Origin of the sequence: Rhodococcus sp. NPDC049939 (assembly GCF_040656415.1) — a bacterium.
In the GTDB taxonomy this organism is placed as follows: Bacteria; Actinomycetota; Actinomycetes; order Mycobacteriales; family Mycobacteriaceae; genus Rhodococcus_F.
Map to the genome: position 1 here is coordinate 139,412 of NZ_JBFAMC010000001.1, position 15,461 is coordinate 154,872.

General features: G+C 63.6%; 15 protein-coding genes and 1 pseudogene. 10 read left to right on the forward strand and 6 right to left on the reverse strand.

Going from position 1 to position 15,461, the window contains the following annotated elements; genetic code table 11:
- Window positions 1–30: 30 nt before the first annotated feature.
- Window positions 31–1,038, reverse strand: coding sequence for an NAD(P)H-dependent glycerol-3-phosphate dehydrogenase (locus AB0I57_RS00585; protein ID WP_358328352.1), 1,008 nt, complete (start codon window positions 1,036–1,038; stop codon window positions 31–33).
- Window positions 1,039–1,178: 140 nt separating this feature from the next.
- Between AB0I57_RS00585 and AB0I57_RS00590 the strand changes: the two genes are divergently transcribed.
- Entirely contained in the window at window positions 1,179–2,069 is an 891-nt protein-coding gene (locus tag AB0I57_RS00590; RefSeq protein ID WP_358328355.1) for a haloalkane dehalogenase, read from the forward strand.
- A gap of 99 nt (window positions 2,070–2,168) precedes the next feature.
- Here the strand turns inward: AB0I57_RS00590 and AB0I57_RS00595 are convergent, their stop codons facing one another.
- Complete coding sequence (locus tag AB0I57_RS00595) at window positions 2,169–3,653, reverse strand: multicopper oxidase family protein (RefSeq protein WP_358328358.1); 1,485 nt, start codon at window positions 3,651–3,653, stop codon at window positions 2,169–2,171.
- Window positions 3,654–4,039: 386 nt separating this feature from the next.
- On the opposite strand from AB0I57_RS00595, the gene AB0I57_RS00600 reads away from it, so the two are divergent.
- The 6 genes from AB0I57_RS00600 to AB0I57_RS00625 all read left to right on the forward strand — a co-directional run bounded on the left by AB0I57_RS00600 (window position 4,040) and on the right by AB0I57_RS00625 (window position 9,484).
- A complete protein-coding gene (locus AB0I57_RS00600) occupies window positions 4,040–4,483 on the forward strand; it encodes a VOC family protein (RefSeq protein WP_358328360.1) in 444 nt (147 codons plus the stop codon).
- 372 nt (window positions 4,484–4,855) lie between these two features.
- Entirely contained in the window at window positions 4,856–6,031 is a 1,176-nt protein-coding gene (locus AB0I57_RS00605; protein ID WP_358328362.1) for an ABC transporter substrate-binding protein, read from the forward strand.
- A 70-nt stretch (window positions 6,032–6,101) separates the two neighbouring features.
- Window positions 6,102–6,992, forward strand: coding sequence for a branched-chain amino acid ABC transporter permease (locus AB0I57_RS00610; RefSeq protein WP_358328365.1), 891 nt, complete (start codon window positions 6,102–6,104; stop codon window positions 6,990–6,992).
- Window positions 6,989–7,975, forward strand: coding sequence for a branched-chain amino acid ABC transporter permease (locus AB0I57_RS00615; protein WP_358328368.1), 987 nt, complete (start codon window positions 6,989–6,991; stop codon window positions 7,973–7,975). The genes AB0I57_RS00610 and AB0I57_RS00615 overlap by 4 nt, the downstream gene beginning before the upstream one ends.
- Window positions 7,972–8,781 (forward strand): ABC transporter ATP-binding protein, encoded by an 810-nt coding sequence (locus AB0I57_RS00620; protein WP_358328371.1) that lies wholly within the window; start codon window positions 7,972–7,974, stop codon window positions 8,779–8,781. Before AB0I57_RS00615 ends, AB0I57_RS00620 begins: the two co-directional genes overlap by 4 nt.
- Window positions 8,765–9,484: an ABC transporter ATP-binding protein gene (locus tag AB0I57_RS00625; RefSeq protein ID WP_358328373.1), complete on the forward strand. Its 720-nt coding sequence runs from the start codon at window positions 8,765–8,767 to the stop codon at window positions 9,482–9,484. Before AB0I57_RS00620 ends, AB0I57_RS00625 begins: the two co-directional genes overlap by 17 nt.
- A 62-nt stretch (window positions 9,485–9,546) precedes the next feature.
- Here the strand turns inward: AB0I57_RS00625 and AB0I57_RS00630 are convergent, their stop codons facing one another.
- Window positions 9,547–10,089, reverse strand: coding sequence for a TetR/AcrR family transcriptional regulator (locus AB0I57_RS00630; protein WP_358328376.1), 543 nt, complete (start codon window positions 10,087–10,089; stop codon window positions 9,547–9,549).
- A 53-nt stretch (window positions 10,090–10,142) separates the two neighbouring features.
- On the opposite strand from AB0I57_RS00630, the gene AB0I57_RS00635 reads away from it, so the two are divergent.
- A complete protein-coding gene (locus AB0I57_RS00635; protein ID WP_358328379.1) occupies window positions 10,143–10,982 on the forward strand; it encodes an SDR family NAD(P)-dependent oxidoreductase in 840 nt (279 codons plus the stop codon).
- Between the two features lie 57 nt (window positions 10,983–11,039).
- Window positions 11,040–11,405: pseudogene (locus AB0I57_RS00640) on the forward strand (integrase core domain-containing protein); the annotation flags it as partial.
- On the opposite strand, the gene AB0I57_RS00645 reads toward AB0I57_RS00640, so the two are convergent.
- Genes AB0I57_RS00645 through AB0I57_RS00655 form a run of 3 tightly spaced genes read right to left on the reverse strand, consistent with a single transcriptional unit; the run spans window position 11,368 to window position 14,143 of the window.
- On the reverse strand, window positions 11,368–12,132 hold the full coding sequence (locus AB0I57_RS00645) for a crotonase/enoyl-CoA hydratase family protein (protein ID WP_358328382.1): 765 nt from the start codon (window positions 12,130–12,132) through the stop codon (window positions 11,368–11,370). The pseudogene AB0I57_RS00640 and the gene AB0I57_RS00645 overlap by 38 nt on opposite strands.
- A gap of 27 nt (window positions 12,133–12,159) precedes the next feature.
- Entirely contained in the window at window positions 12,160–12,924 is a 765-nt protein-coding gene (locus AB0I57_RS00650) for an SDR family NAD(P)-dependent oxidoreductase (RefSeq protein ID WP_358328384.1), read from the reverse strand.
- A 34-nt stretch (window positions 12,925–12,958) separates the two neighbouring features.
- Complete coding sequence (locus tag AB0I57_RS00655) at window positions 12,959–14,143, reverse strand: thiolase family protein (RefSeq protein ID WP_358328387.1); 1,185 nt, start codon at window positions 14,141–14,143, stop codon at window positions 12,959–12,961.
- Window positions 14,144–14,269: 126 nt separating this feature from the next.
- Between AB0I57_RS00655 and AB0I57_RS00660 the strand changes: the two genes are divergently transcribed.
- Window positions 14,270–15,439, forward strand: coding sequence for an acyl-CoA dehydrogenase family protein (locus AB0I57_RS00660; RefSeq protein ID WP_358328390.1), 1,170 nt, complete (start codon window positions 14,270–14,272; stop codon window positions 15,437–15,439).
- Window positions 15,440–15,461: the final 22 nt, after the last annotated feature.

Below are 15,461 nucleotides of genomic sequence, written 5' to 3' on the forward strand. Positions count from 1 at the left end.
CACTGATACTACCGGGGCGCGGCCCTCGGCTCAGGCGACCTCGTCTTCACTTCCCGGGGCCACTCTCCGCAGCCCGCGGTAGGCGCCCTCGGCCGTCTGCCGTCCGGCAACTACCGCCTCGACCTCGGCGGCGATGGGCATGTCCACGTTGTAGTCGCGGGCAAGGTCCATCACGGTTGGGGCGGTCTTGACGCCCTCGGCGACCTGGCCGAGGGACGCGAGCGCTTCGTCCACCGTCGAGCCGCGGGCGATTGCCTCGCCAACTCGCCTGTTGCGTGAACTCGGGCTCATGCAGGTGGCGATGAGGTCGCCGACCCCGGTGAGTCCGGCGAACGTCCGTGGATTCGCACCCATCGCTTCGCCGAGTCGGGTCATCTCGGCCAGTCCGCGGGCGAGCACCATCGCCCGGGTGTTGTCCCCGACGCCCAGTCCGTCGGCCATACCGGACGCGATGGCCACGATATTTTTGAGCACCCCACCGAGTTCGCAACCCAGTACGTCAGTGTTGCGGTAGACGCGGAACACTGCGGACGCGAACAACGGCTGCAGCGCGGTAGCAACCCGGACATCTTGGGTAGCGACGACAGACGCCGCGGCATACCCATCGACGATCTCTCGTGCGATGTTGGGGCCGGCGAGCAGTCCGACCGGATGGCCCGGCAGGCATTCTGCGATTACCTCGGTGGGCCGCAAGCGGGTGCCCGGCTCGAGTCCCTTGGCCAATGACAGCACCGGAACCCAGGCCCGCACTTCATTGGCGATCTGGCCGAGTGTGCTACGGATCGAGTGCGACGGAACGCCCACCACCAGGACATCGGCTTCCCGCGCTGCCTCGACCAGGTCGGACGTCGCGCGAATACTGGGGGAAAGTGGACGGTCGCCGAGGTAGCGAGAGTTGCGGTGCTCTGTGTTGATCTCGTCCGCAGTCTCGTGGCGACGTGCCCACAGCAGCGTCGGAGTGTTGTGGGCGGCGAGGCTTGCGACCGTCGTGCCCCACGAACCGGCCCCGAGGATGACAACGCGCACCGGCCGGGCCATCAGCGATCACCACTCGATCTGATGTTGTGCATGACGACAAGCCTGGCATCTGCAGCCGTTCTACAACGGTGAATCGGCAACTCCAGTCTCTACCGTCGCCTCGCGCGTTGCAGGTCTGAGTTTGGCGTTAGGGTCGAGCGATGGAGACGTTGAGAACCCCTGACGAACGCTTCGTGGACCTACCTGGATTCCCATGGAGTCCCCATTATGCGGAGACGTCGGACGGCCTGCGGATGGGCTATATCGACGAGGGACCGAAGGATGGTCCCTTGGTACTCCTGCTACACGGAGAACCGAGCTGGTCGTATCTGTACCGGCACATGATCCCCGTCCTCGTCGACGCAGGCATGCGCGTAATCGCCCCGGACCTGATCGGGTTCGGCCGCAGCGACAAGCCCACCGAAGTATCCGACTACACGTATGCCCGGCATGTCGAATGGATGCGATCGTTCCTGTTCGATGCTCTGGACCTGCACGACATCACCCTGTTCTGCCAGGATTGGGGAGGGTTGATCGGTCTACGACTGGTCGGTGAGCATCCTGAGCGTTTCGCCCGCGTCTGCGCATCCAACACCGGGCTTCCGGACGGGACCCGGAAACTTCCGGAGGCATGGCAGGTTTTCCGCAACTTCGTAGCGAGCACCCCGGAGTTGCCGATCGGCTTTCTGATTTCGAGTGGGTGCACGGAGAAGCTGTCCCCGGAGGTGACCGCAGCGTACGAGGCCCCGTTCCCAGACCCCTCCTATATGGCCGGTGCCCGGGCATTCCCCGACCTCATCCCACAGGACGAGGACAACGTCGCCACCGCGGACAATCGGGCGGCATGGGCTACGTTGGCGAAGTTCGAAAAGCCGTTTCTCTGCCTGTTTTCCGACAAGGATCCCATTACGAGCGGAGGCGAACGAGCCCTGATCCACAAGATCTCGGGTGCCGATGGGCAACCGCACCAAACCATCGAGGGCGGTGGTCATTTCGTGCAGGAGGATCGAGGCGGCGTCCTTGCCGAGGCATTGATCGACTGGATGCGGTAGTCCGCGAGGAGGATTCGGCACCGGCGTCGATGCATCAGTGACCTCTCGGAGGCGATACTGTGCAGGAGGAGTTGAAGGCCGCCGTCACTGAGGGTGGCCTCAGCTCACGTAGGAAAAGATGGTCGCCATGCCGGCAGCGAGATGATAGTCGTTGTGGCAGTGGGTGATCCATTGACCTGGGTTGTCAGCCTCGATGTCCGCGGCGACGGTCTGGCCAGGTAGCACGATGACGGTGTCCTTCCTCGGGCCTGATCCGTCTGGTCGAGCAATAGCGAAGGTGTGCCCGTGCAGATGCATGGGGTGGTACATCGTCGTGTTGTTGGTGTAGAGCAGCCGAGCTCGTTGGCCTTCGCGGACGGTCAATGGTGTGTACTCGGGGTACGCCTGCTCGTTGATCGTCCAAATGTATGGGTTCATACCGCCACCGAGCGCTGCCAGCAGGGTGGTGTCGGGTTCGCGAGGCGGCAGTCTGACAGCGTCGTCGGCATTCAGATCGGTGACGGTGAGTGGCCGACCACGCAATTCATCGGGTGCCACTATAGGGTTCGGCGGACAGCCGGCGCCGGTGCGTACCAACGCGAAGGCCTGGGCCCCCTTCCCTTCCGCTGCCGCGACCAGTGGAAAGACGCCATCTTGCAGACTCACGAGGGCGTCGTACCGCTCACCCATTCCGATCAGAATCGAACTGGTGTCGACTGGCTGGACGGGAAAGCCGTCCGTCTGGGTGACCGTCAGGCGGTGGCCACCCAATGCAACCCTGAACGCGGTGTCGTCGCTGGCGTTGATGATTCGAAAAAGTACGCGCTGTCCCGGCCGTGCCATGAAGGTTGCCGGGTCGACAGGTGGCCTGCCATTCAGAAGGTACATGGGGTAGTTCACGTCCCCGGCGTCGCCACCGAGTGCGGGCGAGGACATCTCGGGCATTGGATCCATGGTCGAGCTGCGAAGATGGTCGAAGACCTGTGACGGAGTGCGACTGGTCAGCCAGTCGGAGAGCACGACGACGAACTCGGCGTCCCAATTCTCCGGTGCCCGAGGATCGTCGACGATCAGGGCCCCATACAGTCCGCGGCCACGCTGGAGATCGACGTGAGTGTGGTACCAGAAGGTGCCCGGATCAGGAGGAATGAAGTCGTAGGTGAACTCTTCCCCGGCGGGTATCGGGGATTGCGTAACGTCCGGTACCCCGTCCATGTAGTTGCGAATCGCGATGCCGTGCCAATGCACGGTCGTCTCGTCGGGAAGCCGATTGCGGAACAGAACCCGGACTCTGTCTCCGACGTCTACCCGCAGAATCGGCCCGGGTAGCTGGCCGTCGTACAGCCATGCGGTACTGCGTACCCCGCCGAGATCGATGTCTTCCGGACGCGCACGGAGGTCGAACTCGACTCGTTTGCCGAGGGGGAACTGTCGAGCCTTGGACTGGGCGAACGCACGCGCTTGCGGGGAGTCGGGCCCGATGGGGGACTCGGTGTTCCTGGTGATGGAGCACGCGCTCGCGACGCCGAGGGCGGCCACTCCGGCGCCAAGTCGTAACGCCTGTCGCCGCGATATTTGGACGTCGGGCCGCGGCCTCCTGGGCATATTCACTCCCTCCGCGCGATTGCCTCGGGTGTGGGAGCCCGTCGGCGAAGCTAGGGCGTCTCAATTGAGGTTACTCGTCCATTGCTGGGGACTCTATGGTTGTTGGCTTCGGCGTTGATCGATGGCGCGGAAACTGCGGACGTGGTCGAGCGCGGATCGTGCCGGGCATCGAGGTCGAAGCACTAGATGAGGGGATCGGCAGCCGATCCGCCGTTGAGGCGAAGAAGCAGTACACGTAAACGTATACGTCGGAATTGTGTGCTGCAGTTGATAACTGGATACATTTCCACAGTAGTTCAGCGACACGGGTAAGTAGGAGGGTGTCGCCCTCAGTGGCAGACCCACAACTGATGGCATTTTTGCTGGTCCCGTGCGACCATCGGCGAATGTCCATGCCTTGGCCCGCTCATCTAGCGGTCGGAGCGGTGCGCTTCGCTCGGCCGACAGCCCACTACGACGACGTCCTGGTCTTCTACCGTGACGTCGTCGGTTTACCAGTGCTGGCCGAGTGGCGTGACCACAGTGGCTACGACGGCGCTGTGTTCGGCCTGCCTGGCAACCGAGTGCACATGGAACTACTGCAGCGCGGAGACCGGCCCCGTATTCCTGAACCGGACCCGGAGAACCAGCTGGTGCTATATCTCCGGGGGGCTGCGGCGGTCGCCGAAGTATCTCGGCGGATCAGCAAGTTCGGGCACGAACCTGTCAGTGCGGCCAATCCGTACTGGACGGACAACGGTGCCGTCCTGTTCGAAGACCCTGACGGGTGGCTCGTCGTGCTGGCACCGTGGGTCTTCGGCGAAGAGGATGAGCCGAGTGGCGCGGGCTGAGTTCCGCGCTCCCATCCGAGGGTAAAGACCGCGGTGACGGCAACATCGGATCTGCCGCGGCGACGCAAGTAAGCCACAATGGTGGAATCTGCTCCCTGCTCGTCGGCAAACATGCCGCCTGCGCACTGCGGCCGATCTCGTGGGTACTGCCCTGCGGGAATTCGGTCGGGGTTCGCGCACTGACTGGCGATTCTCACCTGGGGCGTTCGGCCGCGGAACAGGGTAGAAGAACCTTGCTGTACGCGTGGTCGCCGTGTGTGGGCCGTTGGGGTCGCAATCATGCAGGCGGATGCTGGACAAGGTGGCCGAACGAACTCTATCGTGAGTTAAACCACGCTGATGATGAACATCATATTGAGAAAAAGGTAGGTTATGCTCGGCCCGGTCAGGATCATCGGACGAAAACTGCTCGGTGTCGCAGCGCTCACTACCCTGACGGTTGCCGCTGCCTGCGTTTCGGGGGCGGGTGCAATCGCCGACGGTGAAATGCCGGCTGAGATCAAGGTTGTCTCGGTCACCGATCACACCGGTATCAGCGCCTACGTCGGAAACAGCCAGTTCGAGGGGATCGAGTTGGCTGTCCAGGAGATCAACGAACAGGGTTACCTGGGTGACTCGAAGTTAGTCCTCCAGAAGCGTGATTCGGCCAGCGATACGCAGACAGCCGTCAGCCAGTCCATTCAAACGATCGCCGACGGTAGCGTCAGCGCCTTTCTCGGGCCGGTACTGAGCCCGCACGCGGTAGCCGTCGCGCCGCTCGTCGAACGCGCGGAACTGCCGACGATCTTCACTCAGGCAGGCAGCGAGGGCGTCGTCATAGGTGACTACACATACAGGGCAACGGCGCCGATGGAGACGTACTTCGCCAAATCCCTAGCACGTCTGCGCGACGAGGGTGCAAAGACGGTGAGCGTCCTCTACAACGCAGGAAACGTCACCCTTGCAGCGCTTGGAGAGAAGATGATTCCGGATGCGCAAGACGAGTTCGGATATCGGGTGCTCTCGAGCACTTCAGTTCAGTCGACCACCCAGGACTTCGGAACGACGGCCACCAGAATCGCGGAGGAGAAGCCCGACGCGGTAATCGTGCTGCTGGTCGGCGCAGGCAACTCGACAGCGATGTCCCAGTTGCGGCAGGCCGGATACGACGGGCCTGTGGTTGGCAACCCGGCCGCGGGCGCAGGCAACCTGGCCTCGGCCGGTCCTGCGGGAGCAGGCATGTTTTGGGCCACGGACTTCAACTTCCATCAGACCCCGCCTTCGTCGCAGGAGTTCGTCGAGGCCTACCGCGCCAGATACGGCACGGATCCACTGAACTACGCCGCGGAAGGGTACGACGCGACCTGGATGATTGCGCGCGCAATCGAATCCGCGGGTGGCGCGTCGCGGGAGGACATCCAACGGGGGCTCCAGCAGGTGGTGTCGGAGGGTTTCGAAGGTGCGCTGGGCAATGTCTGGTTCGTAGGCAACGACATGCGCGTCGACGGAGTGATGGTCGAGTGGGACGGCAGCGAGGAAGTCTTGCTCGCCGAGGGAAGTTCCGAGTAGTGGTTGCGAGAGCTTGACGAGAAGAGTCTGCAATGCGCTGCGATGAACCCAGTTCGGGAGGAGCGGAATAGTGCCTCAGCTACTGATCGATGCACTCGTCCTCGGTTCGATCTACCTCTTGTTCTCCCTGGGCATGAGCATCTCGTGGGGCACGATCGGAATTCTCAACTTCGCGCACGGTGGCCTGTTCATGTTCTCTGCCTTCGTCGGCTCTCGTGTCGTGTCGACATTGGAGATCGGTCTGGTGCTGGTGTGTCTGATCGCGCTGGTTGTCGGAGCTCTGCTATCGGTGGCCATCGACACCTTCGCATTCCAGCCCATCCTGCGCCGGGCGAAGAATCACCGGACCGCGGAACTGCAGATTCTGATCGGCGGCATCGGAATCGGCATCGTCCCGGTCGCGATCGTGCAGTACTACACCAAGAGTGAGCCGTTCGGCTTCGCCGGGAGTACGTACACCACGCAGGTGTACACATTTTTCGGTCTGCGCATCACGAGCACCGGCATGATCGTCATCGGATGCGCCTTCCTGCTCACGGCTCTCGTTGCTTTCTGGCTCAAACGCACCAGCCACGGCTTGTCGTTGCGGGCGATCGGTGTCGATTCCGAGACGGCCGAACTGATGGGGGTGAACCGTCGACAGCTCTCGTTCCTCACGATGGCAGTTGCGGGCGGACTGGCCGGGCTGGCAGGAGCACTTCTCACCTACAACCTCGGTGCGATCACCGCGGAAAGCGGTGAAACCCTGCTCATCAAAGCCTTCGCCATCATCATCCTCGGCGGCGTCGGCAGCACGATCGGTGCCGCCACGGCAGCAATGATCCTCGCGGTGTCGGAAACTCTCGTGCTCCGCTTCACCAGTGGCGGGTGGGTGGATGCTGTCTGCTTCGGAATCATCCTCGCTGTCCTTCTCATCCGCCCACAGGGCATCTTCGGCCGGAAGGAGGTTCGACGGGTATGAGTCAGTTCTACTTCTCGCACATCGTCCTCATTCAGAGCACGTTCACCGTGCTGCTTCTGGCCTTGAGCATCCAGGTCCAGTTCCGGATGGGAGTGTTCTCCTTCGCCGGAGCGGGCTTCTACGGCATCGGAGCCTACGGCGCGTCGATGCTCGTTCTCCACGCCGACTTCGACTCCGTGTCCGCCATCGTGACCATCACGCTGATCTGTGGACTGATCGGATATTTGCTGGCACTCGTGGTCCAGCGTCTGAGTGGTCTCCATCTGGCGATGGCCACGGTGTCGTTCACCATGATCCTCACAGTGATCGCGCACAACGGCGGCGAGTGGACCGGCGGATCGGTAGGATTGTTCGGCGTAATGGCCTTCCCCATGATGACGGTGGAAGCGCTGGCGATTATCTGCCTCGTCGTGGTCGGGCTGGCCGTCCTCAGTGAACGCGGCCGTCTGGGCCGGCGCATCGAGGCTGTCCGCGAGGACCCGGAACTCGCGTCGGCGATGGGTATCAGCGTGCCGCGCTACCGCATCGCGTCGTTCGTGATCAGCGGCATTCTCGGCGCGCTGGGTGGGTCGCTGAACGTCCTGATGATGACGGCGATCGCCCCCGAGAGCATCGGCTTCCCCCTCATCGTGCTGGCGTTGACGATCATCATCGTCGGCGGTTCTCGATCGTGGCTCGGCGTGCTGATCGGGGCGTTGATCTTCACCTGGCTGCCCGTGGTGCTCGAACAGGTCGGGACCTATCAGGCAATCGTGTACGGCTGCATCGTCGCGGTCGCCGCGGTCTACATGCCCGGCGGAATCGTCGGGGTCGTGACGGACGTGTACCGCAAGTACGCGGCCCGACGAGTGCAAGACGGCGGCGAGGCCACCGTGGCCAGTGCAGCGGCAGAGAACACGCCGAGTACCGCAGAGCACAAGCTCGTCGAAGAACTCACCGGTTCCTCGGGCAACGACACGGTGACCACGGGAGAACGTCCATGACCTCGCAGAGCGCATCGGGCGGGGCCGAGTCTGCCATGCAGACATTGGAATCAGTTCTGCGGACAGAGGATCTGGCGGTTCACTTCGGCGGCATCAAAGCCGTCGACGGAATCTCGATCGCGCTCGAGCCCGGACGCATCGCCGGGATCCTCGGCCCTAACGGCTCCGGCAAGAGCACGCTTCTGGGCGCCGTGACCCGCTTGACGAAATTGACGCGCGGCACGATGTTCTTCGAAGGAACCGAGTACTCCAAGGTACGACCGGAAAAGGTTGCGCGGCTGGGTATCGGCAGAACCTTTCAGACGGTCCGGCTGCTTGAAGACCTCAGCGTGTTCGAGAACGTGCAACTCGGGTTCGATCTGATCTCGGGCAGCCGGATGTGGCGGAGGAGCGCCGCAGGCAGGGACGCCGAACGCAGCGCGGTGGAGACAGCACTGTGCCGCGCGGGACTGGCCGACCGCGGAAAGCTCCGGCCCGGCCAGTTGTCATATGGGCTGCAGCGCCGGGTCGAGATAGCGCGCGCCATCGTGATGTCGCCGAAGCTACTGATCCTCGACGAGCCGACCGCGGGAATGAACAAGTTCGAGCGCGAGGAGATCTCCCGGCTGCTCCTCGATCTCCGCGGTGAAGGGCTCACCCAGCTCGTTGTCGAACACGACGTGCAGATGATGGTCGAGACCTGCGACCACCTGTTCGCGATGAACTCAGGGAAGCTCATCGCCGAGGGCGCACCGCAGGACGTGGTCCGCAACAGTGCGGTACGCGAGGCCTACCTCGGAAGGAGGGACGATGCTCGAGATTCGTGATCTCCACGTCAGCTACGGCAAGGTCAGTGCCGTCCGAGGTGTGTCGGCGACGGCGTCGCCCGGACGGGTGACACTGGTTCTCGGCGCGAACGGCGCAGGAAAGACGACGACACTGCGCACAGTGGCCGGACTGTCGAGCCCCGACTCGGGCGACATCCTGCTCGACGGCGTTTCGCTGACCGGACTTCCCGCCCACAGGGTCCTGAAGCGGGGCATCTCATTGGTCCCGGAGGGGCGAAAAGTGTTCGGATCCCTCACCGTCGCAGAGAATCTGCGACTGGGCGGTTTGGTTGCGAGCAAGAAGGCGCGCGAGGAATCGCTGGCGATGGTGTACGGGATGTTCCCCATCCTCGAAGAGCGGCAGTCGGGTCCGGCAGGCCTGCTCAGTGGCGGCGAGCAGCAGATGCTGGCCTTCGGGCGGAGCCTGATGTCTCAACCGGCGTTCATTCTGATGGACGAACCGTCGATGGGACTCGCACCGGCCATCGTCGACCGGGTCATGGATTGCGTCAGGGATATCGCCGACCGCGGTATCGGCGTCTTGATGGTCGAACAGAACGCCGAGGCAGGCATGAAGATCGCCGACGACGTGGTCGTCGTGAACCGAGGAGAATCGGTGTACTCCGGCCCGGTGGATGAAGCCCGTGATCATTCCTCGGTCGTGCTCGCCTTCCTCGGCGAAGCGGCACTGACGGAATCATGAGGAGAGCGTGGCTAGCTGGACTGACCGTGAACGTTGATTGAGCGGGGAGGACGTCGAGCAGGCTAAATCGCGCAGCGCAGCACTTGCGACACGTGCTGCGTCAGTTCCGCAGGCGACATCGTCGGCAAGCGCATGAACCAGCGATAGAACACAGGTCCGAGCAGCAGCTCTGCAGCGCGTTGAGTGTCCGATACTCCGCCGCGTTGGAACAGGGCCTGGACCGTGCTCAGCTGCGGGCGCAGGAGTCGTTCCTGGAATTCACGGGCTACCGCCTCATCTGTCTGGATCGTGGCGGCCAGAGTGCGCAGCAGAGACTCATGCGGCTGCGTCGTGATCTCCTCAATGGCGGACCGCAGCAATTCCTCGAGCTGGTGCTGCAGGTCTCCGCCATCGTCCCGTGCGTCCGTGTCAGGTTGCTGCGTGCTGCGTGTGAGCAATGCGTCGAAGAGGATCGCAGGCACGGATTGCCATGTCCGATAGAGCGTCTGCTTGCCCACTCCAGCCTTGGCGGCGATGCCTTCCATGGTCAACGACGCGGGTCCGTAGGCGGTCGCGAGCTCCAAGACCGCCGCGTGTACGCGGGCCACTGTGGTGGTACGAGCCATGATGGAACTGTACCAAACGAGACGCACCGTCTCGTTTGTGCTTTCATGGTTCCATGACTGATTCACAGACTTGGTTCATTACCGGCGCGAGTAGAGGACTCGGCTTTGCCTTGGCCAAGGCAGCACTCGACGCCGGACATCGAGTCGTGGCAGCGACGCGAAGTGGTGAAGTCCCCGTGCGTCACGATCGACTGTCCACGTGTCGGCTCGATGTACGTGACAGAGATGCTTGCCGGGACGCTGTCCGTGTGGCTGCTGAAGAGCACGGCAAACTGGATGTGCTTGTGAACAACGCTGGCTACGGACTCGTAGGCGCTGTCGAAGAGGTCGGGGAACTGGAGACCCGCGCGATCCTCGACACCGACCTGCTTGGGGCGCTCTGGCTGACGCAGGCGGCACTACCTGTAATGCGAACCCAGCGGAGCGGACACATCGTGCAGATCTCGTCTGTCGGTGGGGTTGGAGCCATGCCCTTCTTCGGGCTTTACAACGCGGCGAAGTGGGGTCTCGAGGGCTTCGCCGAGGCTCTGGCAGGTGAAGTGAGGTCTTTTGGAATCCGCGTGACCATCGCGGAAGTCGGCTCCATGGACACCGAGTGGGCCACCGGCAGCATGAAGTTCAGTAGATCCATTCCCGAGTACGACGACCTGCGTCAAAGCGTCCTGGGCACGCCGTCCGTGCCCTGGAAGAGCGAAGCGGGCGCAACCGGCGGTGGTGCTGACCCCGCAGACATCGCAAGCGAGCTACTGCAACACGTCGCCGCACCCGCGGACGACCGGCTTCGGATCCTCCTGGGAAGCGACGCCCCATCTCAGGTAGCGGCCGTGATCCAGCAGCGTCAGACCGAGTACAACCTCGATCCCCGTTACACGGCCGCAAGTGTCAGCCACTGAGCCCGCATTTTCCCCGAAGGGTCAGCCGCGCACCTCGGCTGACCCTTCGGGGAAAGGAGCATCCCCGACGGCGGCTGGCGCTACGTTGGCCGCGCTCAGGGCGACCGCAACCGTGCCGGGACCCCGGGCGAACTGAGGAATCAATACGGCGGCCCGAAACTCGGCTACGCCTTCGTTCAAACGTCCACAGACGACCGGGAAGGTCGAGCGTTTCCACCGCATCATGGCCGACGGATGGGCCTACGCCCGCTGTTACCCGCTCCGAGGCCGAGCGCCGTGAAGCCCTCGAGTCCTGGCTGCACCACTACAACCAGCACGGCCTCACACACTGCCCACGGCAACCAGCCGCCGATAACGCAGTTAACCAACCTCCTGGTCACTACAACTAGCGCCCCTGCCACACGGGCGCACGCTTCTCCTTGAACGCCCGGGCCCCCTCCTTGGCATCCTCGGACGACCGGACGGGTTCGTAGATCTCCCGCATCCGTGTGAACTCCTCGTCGCGGTTCCAGTCGCGGGCCTCGGAAATGATCTTCTTGGTGGCCCGCAGTGCGAGGGGGCCGTTCTTCGCGATCGACTTCGCAAGTGCCAGCGCCTCGTTCAGCGCCTGCCCCTCGGGAACCAGACGGTTGAGGAGCCGCGCGTCGTGAGCGACGGCCGCGGAGAAATAGTCACCGGTGAGCGACCATTCGACCGCCAGCTGGTGGGGAACGCGGCGGGGAAGCCGGAGCAGACCGCCGCCGCCGGCGAGGAGTCCACGCTTCACCTCGGGGAGCCCGAATACCGCCGTCTCGTCCGCCACGATGAGATCGCAGGCCAGCACGATCTCGAAACCACCCGCTACCGCGTATCCCTCGACGGCCGCGATCAATGGCTTCGCCGATGATTTCTCGGTGATTCCGGCGAATCCCCGACCGTCCACCGACGGACGCTCGCCAGCGAGAAAGGCCTTCAGATCCATTCCGGTGCAAAATGTCCCGCCTGTGCCGGTGATCACCCCCGCAACTAGATCGTTCCGGTCGTCGAGCTGGTCGAGAGCCTCGGCGATTGCGACGGCGGTGGCCGTGTTGATCGCGTTCCGCACCTCGGGGCGATTGAGGGTGATGACTTGCACTCCGCCCTGCTGTTCCACGTGTACCGGTGTGTCCATCTGATGTCCTAATCGGGTTGCATGTCCCTACCGGGGTTGCATGCGAATGGCGCCATCGATGCGGACGGTCTCCCCGTTGATCATGGCGTTGTCGACGATGTGGAGGGCGAGCTTGGCGTATTCGTCCGGTTCGCCGAGGCGCGCCGGGTGCGGTGTCTGTGCCGCGAGGCCGTCGCGAATCTCCTGGGAGAATCGGGACAGGATCGGAGTATCGAACGTGCCGGGCGCGATACTGTTGACGCGCACCAGTTTGCGTGACAAGTCGCGGGCAGCCACCAATGTCATCCCCACGACGCCAGATTTCGCTGAAGCGTAGGGGATCTGGCCGATCTGCCCTTCCCATGCGGCCACGGAGGCTGTCAGGACGATGACGCCGCGTTCGCCGTCGATCGGCTCGTTGCGGACCATCCGAGCCGCGGCCAGTCGCAAGACGTTGAAACTGCCGATCAGGTTGATCCGCACGATTGTCTCGTAGAGGTCGAGCGAGCCGGGTGTCCCGTCCTTCTCGACCACTCGCACGGTGCCACCACGGCCTGCGCAGTGGACGACGGCGCGGATCGGCGCTCGTTCCTCCGCGGCGTCCAGTGCTGCGTCGACGGCGTCCGGATCGGTGACGTCCGCAGCGGAGAACACGGCGAGTTCACCTAGTTCCTTCGCGATCGTTTCGCCGTCCGACGACGGAAGGTCGAGAATCACGGTGGGGACGCCGAGCCCGACGAACCGCCGCACGGTCGCGAGACCGAGCCCGGATGCGCCACCGGTGACGACGGCCGATCCCCGTGTGATGTCCATGCTCATTCCTCCTGCTCTTGCTGTCGGGCTGCTCTCAGTGGCCGCTCAGGCGTTCGACGACGGTCGCGTTGGCCATTCCGCCTGCCTCGCACATCGTCTGCAGGCCGAACCGTCCCCCTGTGCGTTCGAGGTGATTGATCAGCGACGTCATCAGCCGGGCACCGGAGCATCCGAGTGGATGCCCGAGCGCGATGGCCCCGCCGACGGGGTTGAGCACGTCGGCGTCGGCGCCGATCTCTCGCTGCCAGGCCAGTGGGACGGGCGCGAAGGCCTCATTCACTTCGAACGCTGCTATGTCGGACACCGACACGCCTGCTCGCGTCAGTACTTTCTTGGTCGCGGGGATCGGACCGGTGAGCATCAACGTCGGATCGTCACCGACGACGGCAGAGGCGCGGATAGAGGCACGGGGGCGGAGGCCGAGTGCGCGGGCCTTCTCCTCCGACATGATGAGAAGCGCGGCGGCGCCGTCGGAGACCTGGGACGAGCTCCCGGCGGTCACCTTCCATTCGATGTCAGGAAACCGGTATTGCCACTGTTCACTGCCGAAGGCAGGCTGCAGGCCCGACAGCTTCTCGGCGGTGGTGTCCTCGCGAATGGTTTCGTCTTTGGAGACGACGCCGTCGGGCGTGGTGACGGGAACAATCTCGTTGTCGAACCATCCCGCGGCGCGGGCTGTGGCGGCGCGTTCGTGCGAGCGAGCGGAGTACTCGTCGAGCTCGGCGCGGGTGAGCGCCCACTTCTGCGCGACCAGTTCGGCCGCAATTCCCTGTGGCACCAGGTCTGGGAAGCGTTCCCGCACAGTGGGTCCGTGGGGGTCGGCACCCATCGCGGCGGATCCAATGGGAACTCGGCTCATCGATTCGACGCCGCCCGCGATCGCGATGTCGTAGGCACCGGCCTGAATTCCCTGCACCGCGAAGTCGACGGCCTGCTGACCCGATCCGCACTTGCGCTCGATGGTGACGGCAGGGACGTGGGTGGGAAATCCCGCACAGAGCAGCGCCTGCCGCCCGGGGGTCGCGGACTGCTCGCCGGACTGGTTCACGCAACCGATGATGACGTCGTCGATCAGGCCATGGTCGAGATCGGAACGGGCGACTAGGACCCCCAGCACCTGTCCGAGCAGGTCGGCCGGGTGCAGGCCTGCCAGTGCGCCCGACGACTTTCCCTTGCCGACCGGGGATCGGACCGCGTCGACGACGACAGCGCGTGTCATGGAACTCCCTTGCTGCGATCTGAAGTATTGATGATTATGGTTACTATCCAATCACCGCATGATACGTGACCTTGACCACGAGCGCGGGTCGGTTCTAGGGTAATGATGAACATGAAAGGTTGGGCTATGGCCAAGTTGCGACTCGACGCGGACGACGATCTGCGTGAGATCCGCGCCTCTGCCGAACGCGTGGCTCGTGAGCGTTATGAGCCCAAGGCGGCTCAGTGGGATCTCGAACGCACGCCGTTCCCGCACGAGGAGCGTCGATTCCTTGGCGAGCTCGGGTACCTTGGCATTTCACTGCCCGAGGAGTTCGGGGGCGCGGGCGCTCCGCTGTCGCAAGCTCTCGTCGTCATCGAGGAACTCGCGCGGGTCTGCCGGCCGGCGGCATTCCAGGTGTTCGAGGCCAACACCGGGCCCGCGCAGGTAGTTGCGTTGATCGGAACGGACCACCAGAAGAAGAACTTTCTCCCGGACATCGTGTCGGGTGCGAAGACCATGGCCGTAGCTATTTCGGAGCCGGACGCCGGATCCGCGGCCACAGACTTGACCACCAAGGCCACCCGATCGGACGGAAACGTCACAGTATCGGGGAACAAGCGGTGGATCTCCAACGGCAGTGAAGCAGACGTGTATCTCGTGTACAGCCGGCTCAGTGACGCGCCCGGCTCGAAGGGGATCGGAGCGGTACTCGTCGAAGCCGATCGTGAGGGTGTCAGCTACGGCGCGCGCGAGAAGTTGATGGGATTTCGTGGGATTCCTTCCGCCGACGTCTATTTCGATGATGTCGTGGTTCCGGCAGAGAACATCGTGGTCGAGGCGGGCGGGTTCAAGTCCCTGTTCGGCGCGTTCTCGATCGAGCGGCTCGGGAACGCCACCATGAGCTTGGCCATCGGCCAGGAAGCACTCGACCGCACGACCGACTACGTACAGGAGCGCATGCAGTTCGGCAAGCCGCTCATCGAGTTTCAGTCGGTACAGATGATGCTTGCCGACATGATCCTGCAGGTCGACGCCGCTCGTCTGCTTCGCGACCGGGCGGTCGCGAACATCACCGATGGCCTGCCTGACCCACTCGAGGTGTCACTTGCCAAGTGCACCGCCAACGAGATGGCGAAGAAGGTCACCGACATGGCGATTCAGCTCCACGGAGGCAACGGCTACACCGAGGAGTTCGGCATCGAACGCCTGCACCGTGATTCGCACGGTTGGGCGCTCGCCGGCGGAACCCCCACGATGCAGCGCACCCGAATCGTCTCGGAGTTGCTGGGCCGCTCGTTCAACCAGCGCGCCTGACGCACGCACATCGACTACTCCA